The 14967-nt window shown below is 72.4% G+C and carries 15 protein-coding genes; 11 read left to right on the top strand and 4 right to left on the bottom strand.

All coding sequences use genetic code 11. From position 1 onward, the window contains the following. Positions 1 to 9: 9 nt before the first annotated feature. The gene (locus AB0L56_RS15985; protein WP_365423654.1) at positions 10 to 1560 is read right to left on the bottom strand and encodes a carboxylesterase family protein; all 1551 of its coding nucleotides are present in this window, start codon (positions 1558 to 1560) and stop codon (positions 10 to 12) included. Between the two features lie 263 nt (positions 1561 to 1823). Here AB0L56_RS15985 and AB0L56_RS15980 point away from each other — a divergent pair, with 263 nt between their 5' ends. The 3 genes from AB0L56_RS15980 to AB0L56_RS15970 all read left to right on the top strand — a co-directional run bounded on the left by AB0L56_RS15980 (position 1824) and on the right by AB0L56_RS15970 (position 3979). Further along, positions 1824 to 2573, top strand: a complete 750-nt coding sequence (locus AB0L56_RS15980) for a hypothetical protein (RefSeq protein WP_365423651.1) — start codon at positions 1824 to 1826, stop codon at positions 2571 to 2573. Positions 2574 to 2585: 12 nt separating this feature from the next. Continuing rightward, the gene (locus AB0L56_RS15975) at positions 2586 to 3488 is read left to right on the top strand and encodes a transporter substrate-binding domain-containing protein (RefSeq protein WP_365423648.1); all 903 of its coding nucleotides are present in this window, start codon (positions 2586 to 2588) and stop codon (positions 3486 to 3488) included. An 89-nt stretch (positions 3489 to 3577) separates the two neighbouring features. Next, the gene (locus AB0L56_RS15970) at positions 3578 to 3979 is read left to right on the top strand and encodes a VOC family protein (protein ID WP_365423645.1); all 402 of its coding nucleotides are present in this window, start codon (positions 3578 to 3580) and stop codon (positions 3977 to 3979) included. Here the strand turns inward: AB0L56_RS15970 and AB0L56_RS15965 are convergent. Further along, positions 3962 to 4648 carry a helix-turn-helix transcriptional regulator gene (locus AB0L56_RS15965; RefSeq protein WP_365423642.1) on the bottom strand — a complete coding sequence of 229 codons (687 nt, stop codon included), beginning with the start codon at positions 4646 to 4648 and terminating at the stop codon, positions 3962 to 3964. The two genes, AB0L56_RS15970 and AB0L56_RS15965, sit on opposite strands and share 18 nt — an antisense overlap. Before the next feature lie 10 nt (positions 4649 to 4658). Next, positions 4659 to 5594: an AraC family transcriptional regulator gene (locus tag AB0L56_RS15960; RefSeq protein WP_365423639.1), complete on the bottom strand. Its 936-nt coding sequence runs from the start codon at positions 5592 to 5594 to the stop codon at positions 4659 to 4661. 82 nt (positions 5595 to 5676) lie between these two features. Here AB0L56_RS15960 and AB0L56_RS15955 point away from each other — a divergent pair, with 82 nt between their 5' ends. Next, on the top strand, positions 5677 to 6519 hold the full coding sequence (locus AB0L56_RS15955; protein ID WP_365423636.1) for an NmrA family NAD(P)-binding protein: 843 nt from the start codon (positions 5677 to 5679) through the stop codon (positions 6517 to 6519). A gap of 198 nt (positions 6520 to 6717) precedes the next feature. Here AB0L56_RS15955 and AB0L56_RS15950 read toward each other — a convergent pair whose 3' ends face one another. Then, the gene (locus tag AB0L56_RS15950) at positions 6718 to 7863 is read right to left on the bottom strand and encodes a YihY/virulence factor BrkB family protein (RefSeq protein ID WP_365423633.1); all 1146 of its coding nucleotides are present in this window, start codon (positions 7861 to 7863) and stop codon (positions 6718 to 6720) included. Between the two features lie 89 nt (positions 7864 to 7952). Between AB0L56_RS15950 and AB0L56_RS15945 the strand changes: the two genes are divergently transcribed. From AB0L56_RS15945 to AB0L56_RS15915, 7 genes are all read left to right on the top strand, one after another. After that, on the top strand, positions 7953 to 9587 hold the full coding sequence (locus AB0L56_RS15945) for an acyl-CoA dehydrogenase family protein (RefSeq protein WP_365423630.1): 1635 nt from the start codon (positions 7953 to 7955) through the stop codon (positions 9585 to 9587). A 471-nt stretch (positions 9588 to 10058) separates the two neighbouring features. Continuing rightward, on the top strand, positions 10059 to 11333 hold the full coding sequence (locus AB0L56_RS15940; RefSeq protein ID WP_365423627.1) for a hypothetical protein: 1275 nt from the start codon (positions 10059 to 10061) through the stop codon (positions 11331 to 11333). Between the two features lie 71 nt (positions 11334 to 11404). Further along, a complete protein-coding gene (locus AB0L56_RS15935) occupies positions 11405 to 11977 on the top strand; it encodes a GNAT family N-acetyltransferase (protein ID WP_365423624.1) in 573 nt (190 codons plus the stop codon). A 126-nt stretch (positions 11978 to 12103) separates the two neighbouring features. Continuing rightward, positions 12104 to 12187 carry a putative leader peptide gene (locus AB0L56_RS15930; RefSeq protein ID WP_310887545.1) on the top strand — a complete coding sequence of 28 codons (84 nt, stop codon included), beginning with the start codon at positions 12104 to 12106 and terminating at the stop codon, positions 12185 to 12187. A 180-nt stretch (positions 12188 to 12367) separates the two neighbouring features. Continuing rightward, positions 12368 to 14083 carry a nitrite/sulfite reductase gene (locus tag AB0L56_RS15925; protein ID WP_365423621.1) on the top strand — a complete coding sequence of 572 codons (1716 nt, stop codon included), beginning with the start codon at positions 12368 to 12370 and terminating at the stop codon, positions 14081 to 14083. Next, positions 14080 to 14259, top strand: coding sequence for a hypothetical protein (locus tag AB0L56_RS15920; RefSeq protein WP_006136538.1), 180 nt, complete (start codon positions 14080 to 14082; stop codon positions 14257 to 14259). The genes AB0L56_RS15925 and AB0L56_RS15920 overlap by 4 nt, the downstream gene beginning before the upstream one ends. Further along, a complete protein-coding gene (locus AB0L56_RS15915) occupies positions 14256 to 14966 on the top strand; it encodes a phosphoadenylyl-sulfate reductase (protein ID WP_361034153.1) in 711 nt (236 codons plus the stop codon). Before AB0L56_RS15920 ends, AB0L56_RS15915 begins: the two co-directional genes overlap by 4 nt. Position 14967 lies beyond the last annotated feature (1 nt).

Raw genomic sequence — 14967 nt, 5'->3', positions numbered from 1 at the left:
GTCCCGGGGTCAGGTCCGGCGGAGGGCGCCCGTGCGGCGTAGGCGGCGTACGACGGAACGGAGTTCGGGGGTCGGCGCGGGGGCCGGGTGCTCGGGGGCGGGCGCGGTCCACAGGGCCAGTTCGCGGTCGCGGGGGGCGTGGGTGGTGTGCGGGGGGCCGTCGCCGAACATCCGGACCGGGTGTTTCTCGTTCCAGCGTTCCCATCCCGGAGACCCGTCGGTGACGAACCGTACCCACGCCCCGTGCATCGCGTCGGCCAGGTCCTGCGGCGCCCTCTCGCCGGCGAGCTTGCGGGCGTCAGGCTTGTCGCCGCTGTCGAAGACGAAGCCCAGTTCCAGGGCGTGGCAGGCGCCCATGCCGGGGCGCCGCGAGGGCCAGGCGAACTCATAGACGTACGACGGGTCCTGGCGACCGTCGGCGAGCCGGTGCAGGGGGACGCGGAGCAGGTGGTCGGTGACCATCTGGCCGACCAGTTCCGCGGTGCCGGCGTCCGGGTGCAGCGCACGGTAGCCGCGCGGGACCTCGCTGCCGCAGCGGCAGCGGGCCATCGCGCCGGCGAGAGCGACCGCGCCGAGGCGGTCGACGCGTTCCATCAGGCCGCCGGGGACGAGCCAGAGACGGTACTCGTCGCGCGTCCAGCCGGTCAGGAGGTCGACGCCCCGGGCCGCGCCGTCGGTGAGGGCCTCCAGGGGGTCGCGCGGTACGAGGTCGCCGTCGACGACGACGCCGAAGGCGGGGCCGCCGAGTATCGGGCTGCTGAGGCGGCCGATGTCGGCCTGGACGCGGAGCAGTTGGCCGCGGTCGACGGCGGCGAAGGCCTCCGCGGTCGCGGGGACCTTCAGACGATGCGCCATGCGGCGGACCACGCGGCGCACCTTGTCGCGGTCCGTGACCTCGGGCGGGCCGCTCTGCAGGACGGCCCGGCGGACCAGCCCCCGCGCCTGCGGGGCGGCGATGAGCGCGCCGGTGCTGATCGCTCCGGCGGACTGGCCGCCGAGGGTGATGCGGTCCGGGTCGCCGCCGAACGCCTCGATCGACTCGTGCACCCAGCGGAGTGCGGCGAGCTGGTCGCGCAGTCCGGGGTTGGCGGGGGCGTCGGGGAAGAGGCCGTAGCCCTCGACGCCGAGGCGGTAGTTGAGCGACACGAACACCACGCCGTCGCGGGCGAAGGTGTGGCCGTCGTAGACGGGGACCGCCGAGGATCCCCTGGTCAGAGCGCCGCCGTGGAGCCATATGAGGACCGGCAGACGGGCGCCGGGAGCGGGGTCGGGGGTCCACACGTTGAGGTTGAGGCAGTCGTCGCCGGGGACCGCCGGGTCGGAGAGGTACTGGGCGAAGGTCTCCGAGTACGGGGGTTTCGGGGCCGTCGGGCCGAAGGCGGCGGCGTCGCGTACACCGTCCCAGCGGTCCGGCGGGACCGGCGGACGGAAGCGGCGGGGACCGAAGGGGGGTGCCGCGTAGGGGATGCCCCGGAAGACGGCCACGGAACGCTCCCAGCGGCCGCCCACGGCCCCGTACGGGGTTCTGATCACAGGGTGGTTTTCATGGTCTGCCGTCATGTGTGCCCACCAGCCCTTCATGGCGCCGCGCCGCCTCGCGCACCGGCCGAACCCGCCGGTAACAGAAGAGCACTGCCGCGCCCCTCGGTATTCCTCGGAAGCACAAGAGGAAGCGCGGCAGGAAGCGCTTTCTATCGTGCTGTCCGATGCCGGGCAGGGCCCCCTAACACAGCAGAACGGCCTGGCGGACCGTTTCGGCCCGTCTTCAACCATGCCGGTGACATGGCCCGTTGTGTCACTGTCCATACCCATATGCTGCGCGCGTGACGAACGACGTAACGAGCGCCATACCGGATGCGTCGGCCGGGACCGGTTCCCCCGAGGGCGACGGGTCACCGCGTCCCCCGTGGCTGCGGCGCGCCGCGCTTCGGGTGCGTGACGCAGCCGCCGGCGCCTGGGTGATCACGCTGCTGCTGCTGGCCGACCTCGTGACCGTCCTCGGGGCGGGCGCGGTCTGGCTGACGCTCGGCGGGGACCCCGCGGTGGTGGGGGTGACGGCGGCGGCCCTGCTGGCCTTCGCCGCCGCGATGCTGCCGCTGATCGCGCGCCGGGGCCCGGACGGACAGCCACCGCTGTGGCCGCCGTTCGTCCTGGTGGTGATTCCGCTGGCGGTGCTGGCCGTCGGCCTGCCGGCCCTCGGCACCTGGATCTTCCTGGACAGCCGTCCCGTGGACGTCACCCATCGCGTCGCCCTCGACGGCGCCCCTCCGCTGGTGAACGGCGACAGGGTCGTCGCCACCGTGCGCACCGACGACCCGAAGCCGCGGCTCACCATCGCCTTCGACGTGGCCCCGCACAACCCCGCCGCCCCGGTGTGCGTACCCGGCACGAAGCTGACCGTGACCTCCAAGGCGGGCGCGGGCAGGGACCAGGTGCGTACGGGCGTCCCGGGTGAGGAGTTCACCTTCGGGCTGGGGCGGGGCATGCGCGAGGTCGAGCTGTCCGTCCTGCTCGACGCGGAGCCCGGCTGCGAAGTGAACCTGTCCGTCGCCTCCGCGCATCTGGACGACTAGGAAGAAGGCCCAGTGACGAACGAACCACGCCACCCGCGCCCCCTCCGCCCCCTCCGCTCCCTCGGTCACCGGTGCGCGCGCGTCGCGGCCGCCGCCCTGCTGCTCGCCCTCGCGGGCTGCGGCTGGACGGCGGACGGAGCGGACGGGAAGACCGTCCTCACCGGCACCGTCTACATCGGCGGCAAGAACGACCAGCCCGGCTTCAACCTCCACAGCGGGCACACCGACCGCGGTTTTGAACCGGACCTGGCCGCCTATCTCGGCAAGCGGATCGGTTTCGCACCGAAGTGGCACGACGTGGTGTCCGCCAAGCGGGAGCAGGAACTCGTCGACAAGGCCTCGACGCTGGTCATCGCCACCTACTCCATCACCCCCCAGCGGGACAAGCAGGTCGACTTCGTGGGGCCCTACTTCGTCACCCGACAGGGCTTCCTGGTCCGCGAGGACTACGACGGCATCAGGACCGAGAAGGACGTGGCGGGCAAGGTGATCTGCACCGTCGAGGGTTCGACGTCGGCTATCGCCGCGCTGCCCGGCGGAGCGACGCTCCAGACGCAGAGCGACTACTCGACCTGCGTGCGCAAGCTCCAACAGGGTGACATCCACGCCGTGTTCACCGACGAGGCGCTGCTCTACGGGTACGTGGAGCAGCAGAAGAACAGCCGTAAACCCCTCAAGGTGGTGCCCGACGTCTCCTTCGGGTACATCAACCGGTACGGCATCGGGCTGCGGGAGGACCTGCCCGGCGACTGCGACAAGCTGCGGGAGGCCCTGCGCGACTACATCAGCGAGGAATGGGCCAGCGATGTGAAGGCCCAGCTGCCCGCGCTGGTCGCCGCCTATCCCGGTGACTGGGAGAACCGCTTCCGCCCCGACCCGCAGGACGTGGACACCTACTCCTCCTGCAAGCCGTGATCAGCGGCCGCCGGCCCAGGTGATCCCGCCGAGCAGGGTGTCCGATTCCTTCAAGACCCGTCCGTTCGGCCGGACCTACGGTGGGCCGCATGAGCGCACGATTCGATGCCATCGGAATGGTCGTCTCCGACATGGCCGCCTCTGTCGCCTTCTACCGGCGGCTCGGGTTCGCCTTTCCGGAGGGGGCTGGGACACAGGGACATGTGGAGGCCGAACTGCCCGGCGGGCTGCGGCTGTTGCTGGACACGGAGGAGGTGGTCCGGTCCTTCCACCCGGAGTGGGAACCGCCGTCCGGCGGGGGCAGGACGTCACTGGCGCTGCGGTGCGACAGTCCCGCGGAGGTCGACGCCCTGTTCGCGAAGCTGACCGCGGCCGGCAGCGAGGGCGAGCTGAAGCCGTGGGACGCGGTGTGGGGGCAGCGGTACGCCGTCGTCCTCGACCCGGACGGGAACGGCGTGGACCTGTTCGCTCCGCTACCCGCGGGCGAGTAGGTCGCCCAGCGCCATCCCCGTCAACTGCTTGACGTCACGGGCCAGATGAGGCTGGTCCGCGTAGCCGGTGCGCACCGCCGTCTCCGCGAACGGGAGGCCCGAACGGGCGAGGTCCAGGGCGCGGCGCAGGCGGAGGATGCGGGCGAGGGTCTTGGGGCCGTAGCCGAATGCCGCAAGGGAACGGCGGTGCAACTGGCGGGCTCCCAGGCCCAGTTCGTCGGCGGTCGCGGAGACCGGGCGGCCCGCGTCGAGGGCGGCCACGAGACGGCCGAGCAGGGGGTCGGGCGGCGCGGTCTCCGCGGCCCGGCGCAGGGCCAGTTCCTCCAGGCCCCGCGCCGGGTCCTCCACGGCGTTGACGCGGGCGGTGAGCCGTCGTACGGCCGCCGCAGGCCACAGGTCGGCCAGGTCGACACGGCGGTCGCGCAGTTCATGGGCGGGCACGCCGAGCAGGGCAGGGGCGGTGCCGGGGGCGAAACGGACGCCCGCCCAGACGGTCGGTGGTCCCGTGGTGGGGTGTGCGTGGGTGTCGGGGCCGGCGACCAGGAGGCGTCCGTCGTGCCAGAGGAGGTCCATGCAGCCGTCGGGCAGCACCGCGCCGTGCCCACCCGGGGACGGCGTGTTGGTCCACACGACCGCGCCCGTCAGCCGCGACGCCCGCTCCCTGTACACGTCGCCCAGGCTACGCCGCGCGCGTCCGCCACTCCTGGGGGCTGACGTCATAGGCCCGTTTGAAGGCGGTGGACAGGGCGAAGGCGCTGCCGTAGCCGACCTGGCGGGCGATGGCGCCGATGGTGTCCTCGGTGTCGCGGAGCCGGTCCGCGGCGAGGGCGAGGCGCCAGCCCGTGAGGTACGTCATCGGGGGTTCGCCGACGAGTTCCGTGAAGCGGCGGGCCAGCGCGGCGCGGGACACTCCGGCCTTCGCGGCGAGGGCAGCGACCGTCCAGGGGTGGGCCGGGTCGTCCTGGAGCAGACGTACGACCGGACCGACGACCGGGTCGGACAGGGCCAGGTACCAGCCGGGCGGTTCGGCCTCCGGCCGGTCGAACCAGGCGCGCAGCGCGGCGATGACCAGCAGGTCGAGCAACCGGTCCAGGACGACCTCCTGGCCGGGGGCGTCCCGCACGATCTCCTCCATGAGGAAGGGCGTGAGCGGGCAGTCCCACACATCGGCGGTGAGGGAGAGCAGCGGCGGCAGCGCGTCCAGCAGCCGGCCGCCTGTCTCGCCGCGCATCCGGTAGGTGCCGATCAGCATCACCGTCCCGCCGTCCGCGCGGTCGCCCCAGGTGCGGACGCCGAGGTCCATGACGCCGTTCAGGGGCCGCCCGTCGGGGTAGTGGCACTCGCCGCCGGGCAGGATCAGCGCCTGCGGTGCCGTGTCCGGGTCGTCGGCGCAGGTGTACGGGTCGGGGCCGCGCGCGATGGCGAGGTCGCCGGGGCGCAGCAGGATCCGTTCTCCCGCGTCCGGCAGGAGCCATGCCTCGCCGCGGACGAGGAGCATCACCGTCAGCGGGGCGCGGTCCTCCACACGGACCGCCCAGGGCGGGTCGAAACAGGCCCGGATCATGAACGCGCCCCGGGCGCGGGGGCCCTCCAGCAGGCCGGTGAGAGGGTCCATGGGGCCAGCGTAGACGGGGGCTTATGGGAATGAGCCGTTCAGCGATGGTTCCGTGCGGTGGCGCGGGAGTTGACTCGACGGCATGACGAACGACACGAAGCGTACGAGGGACATGACCCTGGTCGTCACGGGCGCCTCGGGGCGCACGGGGAGCCGGGTGGCGCGGGCCGCCGCGGCGGCGGGGCTGACGGTGCGGGCGGCGTCGCGGGCGACCGGGTTCGACTGGGCGGACCGGTCGACGTGGGCGGGGGCCCTGCGCGGGGCCGACGCGGCCTATCTCGTCCACCACGCCGATGTCGGCGCCCCGGGCACGGCGGAGGCGGTCGGCGAGCTCGCCGGGGTCGCGCTGGGGCTGGGGGTGCGGAGACTGGTGCTGCTGTCCGCGCGGGGCGAGGACCAGGCGCTGCCGGCGGAGGAGGCGTTGCGCGCGTCGGGCGCGGACTGGACGGTCGTCCGGGCGGCGTGGTTCGCGCAGAACTTCAGCGAAGGGCCGCTAGTAGAGGAGCTGCGGCGCGGTGAGCTGGTGTTCCCGGCGGGCGAGGTGGCGGAGCCGTTCGTGGACGTGCGGGACATCGCCGACGTGACGGTGGCGGCGCTGACGGGCGGGGAGCGGTACGCGGGCCGGACGCTGACCGTGACGGGGCCCCAGCTGCTCACCTGGCGCGAGGCGGTGGCGGAGATCGCGGCGGCCACGGGCAGGCCGCTGGCGTACCGGCCGCTTCCCGCGCGTGACTACGAGAAGGCGCTGGTGGGTTTCGGGGTCCCGGCGGAGGAGGCCGCGTTCCTCACGGAGGTGTTCGAGACCCTGCTCGACGGCCGCAACGCGCGGGTGGAGGACGGGGTTCGGCAGGTACTGGGGCGCGAGCCGCGGGACTTCGCGGAGTTCGTCGCGGAGGAGGCGGCGGCTGGCACGTGGGCGGCGTGAGCCGCGTTTCCTCGCCCCCGCCGCCCCTTCCCGTTCCCGACCTCCGGGGGCGCTGCCCCCGCACCCCCGCTCCTCAAACGCCGGAGGGGCTGGAAGTGAGCCCGTCCGGCGTTTGAGGACGAGGCCCGAAGGGCCGAAGGGGGTCTGGGGCGCAGCCCCAGGGACGGGACGGGAAGGGGCGGCGGGGGCGAGGAAAAGTTACTTGTCCTCGCGCGGCGGCGGGCCCTCGCCGTTCTTCGGGTGCGGGTGCCTCGTGTGCGCGCGCAGGCGGGCCGTGACGTCGTCCGGGGGGAGGAAGCGGGACCAGCGTTCCGGGAACTCCGACGGCATGTCGGGATCGGCCTCGCCGGACGCGGCGGAGGTCCGGGCGACGTACTCGGCGACCTGCGCCTGCCGCAGCCGCTCGTTCGACTCGCGCGCCGCGGCCGTCGCGGCGGCCGGCCACACCCGGTCGATCGCCGCGTTGACCGCCGCGCCGACGAGCACGGCGAACGCCGACACACCGATCCACAGCAGTACGGCGACGGGGGCCGCCAGTGAGCCGTAGATGGTGGGGCCCTCGACGGTGTTGGTGAGGTAGAACCGCAGCAGGAAGCTGCCGAGCACCCACATGCCGAGGGCGACCAGCGCGCCGGGCACGTCCTCGATCCACGGCGAGCGCACGGGCACGGAGACGTGGTAGAGCGTGGTCAGGAAGGCGACGGACAGCAGGATCACGACCGGCCAGTAGAGGATCTGGACGAGCGTCGTCGACCAGGGCACGATCTCCACGACCGCGTCCGGTCCGGCGACCATCAGCGGCAGCGCGATCGACCCGATCAGCAGGGCCACGATGAACAGAAGGAAGGCCAGCAGCCGGGTCTTCACGATCCCCCGGACGCCGTCGAGGCCGTACATGACGGTGATGGTCTCGATGAAGACGTTCACCGCGCGGGAACCCGACCACACGGCGATCAGGAAGCCGAGGGAGATCACATCGGGCCGGCCGCCCTTCGTCACGTCCCGCAGTATCGGTTCCGCGATCTGTGAGACGCCGCGGTCGGAGAGCACCGTGCGGGAGGCGTCCAGGAGGTTGCGCTGCAGGCTCTGGATGGTTTCGGCGCCGGTCCAGGCGTCGACGTAGCCGAGCAGGCCGATCATGCTCAGTAGCAGCGGGGGGACGGAGAGGAGCGTGAAGAACGCCGCCTCGGCGGCCAGGCCCAGGATGCGGTACTCCATGCACGAGTTGACGGTGTCCTTCAGCAGCAGCCAGGCGATCCTGCGTTTGGAGACGTTCCGGTAGAGGACCCGGGCACGGTGGAGGCGGCCGGAGGGCTCGTCTGGGAATTTACTTGCTGGCTGCACGACCTAAAGGTATCCGTCGTGCCTGGTCGCACTCACCCGGAGGCCGGACCGCCGGGTGAGGGGACCCGGCCGCGGGGTACGTTCGGGACATGGCAGGCACCACGCACACCGTGACCAACCAGGCTCCACCGCTGATGCAGTACGACGTCTTCGGCTCCGACCGGGCCCTCGTGGAGGCGGTGGAGCGGCATCTGGCGGCGGACGTGCTGGACGAGGGGCTCTCCGAGCTGTCGGCGCTCGGGCGCACGACCGGGTCCGCGCAGGTGCAGGAGTGGGGGGTGCAGGCCAATGAGCATCCGCCGCGGCTGCGCACGCACGACCGCTACGGGCACCGCATCGACGAGGTCGACTTCCATCCCGCCTGGCACCGGCTCCTCGGTAAGGGCGTCGCGGCGGGGCTGACGGCGGCGTGGGGGCGGCCGGGCGGTCATGTGCGGCGGGCGGCGGCGTTCCACATGTGGACGCAGGTGGAGGCGGGCAACGGATGCCCGCTGTCGATGACCCATGCGGCGGTGCCCGCACTGCGTGCCGAACCGGAGCTGGCAGCTGTGTGGGAGCCCCGGCTGACGTCGACGATCTACGACCGGGAGCTGCGGCCACCCGGTCAGAAGCCCGGTGCCCTGTTCGGGATGGGCATGACGGAGAAGCAGGGCGGCAGCGACGTACGGGCGATCACGACGGCCGCGCGGCCGCTGGCGGAGGATGGCGCGTACGAGCTGACCGGGCACAAGTGGTTCTGCTCGGCGCCGATGTCGGACGCCTTCCTGGTGCTGGCGCAGGCACCCGGGGGGCTGACGTGTTTCCTGGTGCCGCGCGTGCTGGAGGACGGCACGCGCAACGTGTTCCTCATCCAGCGGCTGAAGGACAAACTGGGCAACCGGTCCAACGCCTCCGCCGAGGTGGAGTTCGACGGGACGTGGGCGCGCCGGGTCGGGGAGGAGGGGCGCGGGGTGCGCACCATCATCGGGATGGTGGCGGCGACCCGGCTCGACTGTGTGCTGGGCTCGGCGGGGCTGATGCGGCAGGCCGTGGCGCAGGCGGTGCACCACTGCGCGTACCGGGAGGCGTTCGGCGCGAAGCTCGTCGACCAGCCACTGATGCGCAATGTGCTGGCCGATCTCGCGCTCGAGTCGGAGGCGGCCACCACGCTGGCGATGCGGCTGGCGGCGGCGTACGACGACGGCGGTGAGCAGGAGCGGGCGCTGCTGCGGATCGCGGTCCCGGTGGCGAAGTACTGGGTGACCAAGCGGTGCCCGCCGGTCGCGGTGGAGGCGGCGGAGTGCCTGGGCGGGAACGGGTACGTCGAGGAGTGGGGGATGCCGCGGCTGGTGCGGGAGTCGCCGCTGAACTCGATCTGGGAGGGCGCGGGCAACGTCCAGGCGCTGGACGTGCTGCGGGCGCTGCGCCGGGAGCCGGTGGCGCTGGACGCGTATCTCCGGGAGGTGGCGCCGGCGCGCGGAGCCGACCACCGGCTGGACGGGGCGATCAAGAACCTGCTGACGGAGCTGGCGAACATGGACGGGGCCGAGGGCCGGGCACGGCGGCTGGCGGAACGGCTGGCCCTGGTCCTCCAGGGCTCGCTCCTGGTCCGGTACGCCCCGCCCCAGGTGGCGGACGCCTTCTGCGCCTCACGCCTGGGCGGCGACGCGGGCGGGGCCTTCGGCACACTGCCCCCCACCCTCGACCTGAAGGCAGTGGTGGAACGCGCCCGCCCGCTCATCTGATACGTCCGGGGGCCCGCCGAAGGAGCCGGCGGCCCGCTCAAGGAAGTGGAGCTACTCATCCCGCCAGGAACACTCACCCAGGGACACGGGGAGCGGAGCGACTGTGCCTGGTCTTCACGACGCCGGCGCGGCTTGCGGCACGCTGCCCCCAACCTCGACCTGACGGCGGTGGTCGAACGCGCCCGCCCGCTCATCTGAAACATCCGGCGGCCCGCTCGCGGAAGCGGGACCACTCATCCCGGCCGGGGACACCCACCCAGGGGCGCGGGGAACTGCGCGACCGGCCCCCACCCACCCGCAGCCGCCGACGCGCGTCAAGCCGCACCCCATGCCGCGCACACCACGCATAATTGCTGGGTCTTTGTCTCTTCCGGCGGCCGGCTGTCGTAGCATCCGGTACGGGCCATCCCATCTGCTCCACGGTCAACCCGCGGATCACCGGACGCAGTTGGCTCGTCCCGGGAGGATGTTATGAAGCATCGCGGCAGACACCGCCGGCGCAGAAGGGGCAGGGCCCTGCGGGCCGCGCTGGCCGGAACCGCCCTCGGGCTGACCGCGGCGGCCACCCTGATCAGCGCTTCGCAGGCCACCGACGCCGACGACCCCGGGGCGCTGAAGCCGCTGACCGCGTCCGCGCAGACCGCGCCGCTGCGGCTGACCGAGCAGGACGTCCCGGGTGACGCGCTGGACCGCCTCGCCGGCGAGATGGGCCGGCCGGTGGGTGTGGGTGCCGTGCTCGACGACCCCGACGGCTCGCTGCGTGACGCGCGGGACTGTTCGGACGACGAGCGGCGGGCACTGCCCGTCGAGCCCGCCGCGACCCGGGCGTACTGCTGGCCGGGCGGCGACACCGAGGGCTGGCGGGCCGGGGCGGTCACCACCTCCGGGGACGCGGACGACGACGGCCGCTGGGGCGAGCACCGCGTGATCCTCTCCGGGTGGAGCAGGACCACGGGCTCGGCGGCGGAGCAGGGGCTCGCACGGGTCGCCTTCGTGGACGCCGACGACTCCGGCCGGCCGCGCTACACCTGGGTGCTGCTGGCCGTTCCGGTGGACGACGGCCGCGACTACCGCGGGCTGGGTTCCGCCGTGTCCGGCATGGTCTGGTACCAGGACAAGCTGCTGGTGACCACGGGCCGGGGCGAGGGCGGCGCGCTGTACGTGTACGACGTGGACCGGGTGCAGCGGGCCACCGTGGAGGGCACGTCGGTGGGCAGGGTACCCGGCGGCTGGTCGGCGGCCGGGGCCCGGTACGTGCTGCCGGCGGTCGCCTCCTACCGCACGAGCGGGGCGGGCGCCCCTCAGCCGGGCGGTATCTCCCTGGACCGCAGCACCGCGCCGGACAGCCTGGTCGCGCACGAGGCGACGCCCGCCGGGGAGGACGGGCCGACCCGGTTGTGGCGGTACTCGTTCAGTACGGAGCCGGGGCGTGCCGGACGGCTGGAGGCGGACCCCGTCGCGGTGTACGAGACCGAGTTGACCCATGTGCGCAGTGTGCTGTCGTACCGGTCGGGCTGGTATCTGGGCCGGATGACCGGCACCCCGGACGAGCGGGGCACACTGTGGCGGCAGGACATGGACGGGGCCCTGCCCACCCGCTGCGGCGCGGACGAGACACACCGCTGCTGGAGCGGCGAGGCGACGTCCCTGTCGTACTGGCAGGAGACCGGTGACGTGTGGTCGCAGTCCGGACGGATGCTGTTCGCGCTGCCGCTGGCATCGGTGGACCGGTCCCTCGGCCGTTAGGGCCTACCGTTCGATCAACGTTCGGATCAGGCGTTCGACAGGAACGCGCACCGGATGGTTCCCTTTCGGACATGACGACCATCTCCGTGACCACCTGGTCCCTGGAGCAGACCTCGCCCACCGATCTCCGCCCGGCCGCCGTGCCCGAGGGAGACGTACGGGTGGTCCGCTCCGAGGTGCCCTCCCCCGAGTTCAGCCGCTTCCTGTACGCCTCGGTCGGCGGTGACATCCGCTGGACCGACCGGCTGGGCTGGACGTACGCGCAGTGGATGGAGCACCTGGACCGGCCCGGGGTGGAGACGTGGGTCGCCTACGACCGGGGGACACCGGCGGGGTACGTCGAGCTGGAGGCACAGCAGGACGGGGTCGTCGAGATCGTCTACTTCGGCCTCGTCGCCGCCTTCCGCGGTCGGCGCATCGGCGGGCATCTGCTGTCCTGCGGCACGGCCCGCGCCTGGGACCTCGCGGAGCGCTGGCCGGGGCTGAAGCCGACCAAGCGGGTGTGGCTGCACACGTGCAGCAAGGACGGTGAGCACGCCATGGACAACTACCGGCGCCGGGGATTCGCTCTCTTCGACACCAAGGTGGAGGAGGAGCCGGCGGTGGCGACGCCGGGCCCGTGGCCGGGGGCCTACCCGGCCTGACCATCACCGACAAGACCGCGTGCGGCTGTTGTGACCAAGGACACCTTGTCTCTCTTTCCGAGACAAGGGTGTCCACATTTCGGATAACGGTGGACTGTGTCCAAGCGGCCATGCCAGGCTTCCGCCATGCCTGGAACTGGAATCGCCTTGGTGAGTCGGCGGCACGTCGACCTCGGCCGCATGTCCAGCGCCATCTGTCCGGCGCGCTGAGAGCACCCAGCATCGCCCGACATCCCTTCTTCGCCTCATTCCCCGCGCAACGACGCGCACCTCCATCCGTGCGCTCGTAAGCGCAGGTCAGATCCTCCCTCCCGTCGCCCGACCACCGCCCCTCATCGACGGCGCTCCGCGCCGACACCATCCGTTGCTGTCCCGAAGGACGTATCAGACATGGCCGCCACCCCGCAGAAGCCTGCCGCCGCGCAGCAGCCTGCCGCCGCGACTCCCCGCCGTAAGGTGAGCCGTCACCGCGGAGAGGGACAGTGGGCCGTGGGGCACTTCACCCCGCTCAACGGCAACGAGCAGGTCAAGAAGGACGACGACGGTCTCAATGTGCGGACACGCATTGAGACGATCTACTCCAAGCGCGGTTTCGACTCCATCGACCCCAGTGACCTGCGCGGCCGGATGCGCTGGTGGGGTCTGTACACCCAGCGCAGGCCCGGGATCGACGGCGGCAAGACCGCGATCCTGGAGCCCGAGGAACTGGACGACGAGTACTTCATGATGCGCGTGCGCATCGACGGCGGCGCGCTGACCACCCAGCAGCTGCGGGTGATCGGTGAGATCTCGCAGGAGTTCGCCCGCGGCACCGCGGACATCACCGACCGGCAGAACGTCCAGTACCACTGGATCCGCGTCGAGGACGTGCCCGCGATCTGGGACCGCCTGGAGGCCGTCGGCCTGTCCACGGTCACCGCCTGCGGCGACACCCCCCGCGTCATGATCGCCTCCCCCGTCGCCGGTATCGCCGAGGACGAGATCATCGACGGCACCCCGGCACTGGAGGAGATGAAGCGCCGCGTCCTGGGCAACAAGGCGTATTCGAACCTGCCCCGGAAGTTCAAGACGGCGATCTCCGGCTCGCCCGTCCTCGACGTGGTGCACGAGATCAACGACGTCGCCTTCGTGGGTGTCCGCCACCCCGAGCACGGGCCGGGCTTCGACCTGTGGGTCGGCGGCGGGCTGTCCACCAACCCCAAGCTGGGGGTGCGGCTTGGCACCTGGGTGCCGATCGAGGACGTGCCCGACGTCTACGAGGGCGTCCTGTCGATCTTCCGTGACTACGGCTACCGCCGGCTGCGCAACCGGGCCCGCCTGAAGTTCCTGGTCGCCGACTGGGGCGCGGAGAAGTTCCGCCGGGTGCTGGAGGACGAGTACCTGGGGCGCCGGCTGACCGACGGGCCCGCGCCCGAGCAGCCGGTGCAGCAGTGGCGGGACCACGTCGGCGTGCACCGCCAGAAGGACGGCCGCCACTACGTCGGGTTCGCCCCGCGTGTCGGCAGGGTCGACGGCACCACCCTCACCAAGATCGCCGACCTCGCGGAGGCGCACGGCTCGGGCCGGGTGCGGACCACCGTCGAACAGAAGATGATCATCCTCGACGTCGAGGAGGACCGGGTCGACTCCCTGGTCGAGTCCCTGGAGGCACTGGACCTCAGCGCCCGGCCCTCCCCGTTCCGGCGCGGCACGATGGCCTGCACCGGCATCGAGTTCTGCAAGCTCGCCATCGTCGAGACCAAGGCCCGCGGCGCCTCGCTGATCGACGAACTCGAGCGCCGCATCCCGGACTTCGACGAACCGATCACCATCAACCTCAACGGCTGCCCGAACGCCTGCGCCCGCATCCAGACCGCGGACATCGGTCTCAAGGGGCAGCTGATGCTCGACGAGCGGGGCGAGCAGGTCGAGGGCTACCAGGTCCACCTCGGCGGCGCGCTCGGCCTGCAGGCCGGCTTCGGCCGCAAGGTGCGCGGTCTGAAGGTCACCGCGGACGAACTGCCGGACTACGTCGAGCGGGTGCTCAAGCGCTTCCAGGCGGAGCGCGAGGACGGCGAGCGGTTCGCGGCCTGGGTCGGCCGCGCCTCGGAAGAGGCCCTGTCGTGAGCGAGCGTGCCGCACCGTTCTACTGCCCCTACTGCGGCGACGAGGACCTGCGCCCGGCCGAACAGGGCCACGGCGCCTGGGAATGCGGCGCGTGCAACCGAGCCTTTCAGCTGAAGTTCCTCGGGCTGCTCGCCCGGGGGCTCGAGCGATCCGACACGGGAGGGGACCGGACATGACCGCCGTACAGGAGGAGCGCACCACCGCCGACTTGAAGGCGCTGGCCGAACAGGCGGGCCGCGACCTGGAGGACGCCTCCGCCCTGGAGATCCTCAAGTGGGCCGCCGAGACCTTCGGCAACCGCTTCTGCGTGACCTCCTCGATGGAGGACGCGGTCGTCGCCCACCTCGCCTCCCGCGCCCTGCCCGGCGTCGACGTGGTGTTCCTCGACACCGGCTACCACTTCCCGGAGACCATCGGCACCCGGGACGCGGTCGAGGCCGTGATGGACGTCAACCTCATCACGCTGACCCCGCGGCAGACGGTCGCCGAGCAGGACGCGGAGTACGGCCCGAAGCTGCACGACCGCGACCCCGACCTGTGCTGCGCGCTGCGCAAGGTGCGTCCGCTGGAGGAGGGCCTGAAGGACTACCTGGCCTGGGCCACCGGCCTGCGCCGCGACGAGTCCCCGACCCGGGCCAACACCCCGGTGGTCGGCTGGGACGAGAAGCGGCAGAAGGTGAAGATCTCCCCCATCGCCCGGTGGACACAGGACGACGTGGACGCCTACGTCGCCGAGCACGGCGTCCTCACCAATCCGCTGCTGATGGACGGCTATGCCTCCGTGGGCTGCGCGCCCTGCACCCGCCGGGTGCTGGAGGGCGAGGACGCGCGCGCCGGCCGCTGGGCGGGCCGCTCCAAGACCGAGTGCGGGCTGCACGGCTGAC

The sequence above is a fragment of the Streptomyces sp. NPDC052079 genome (assembly GCF_040680275.1).
GTDB lineage: Bacteria > Actinomycetota > Actinomycetes > Streptomycetales > Streptomycetaceae > Streptomyces.
This window is presented reverse-complemented; position numbering and strand designations above follow the sequence as displayed.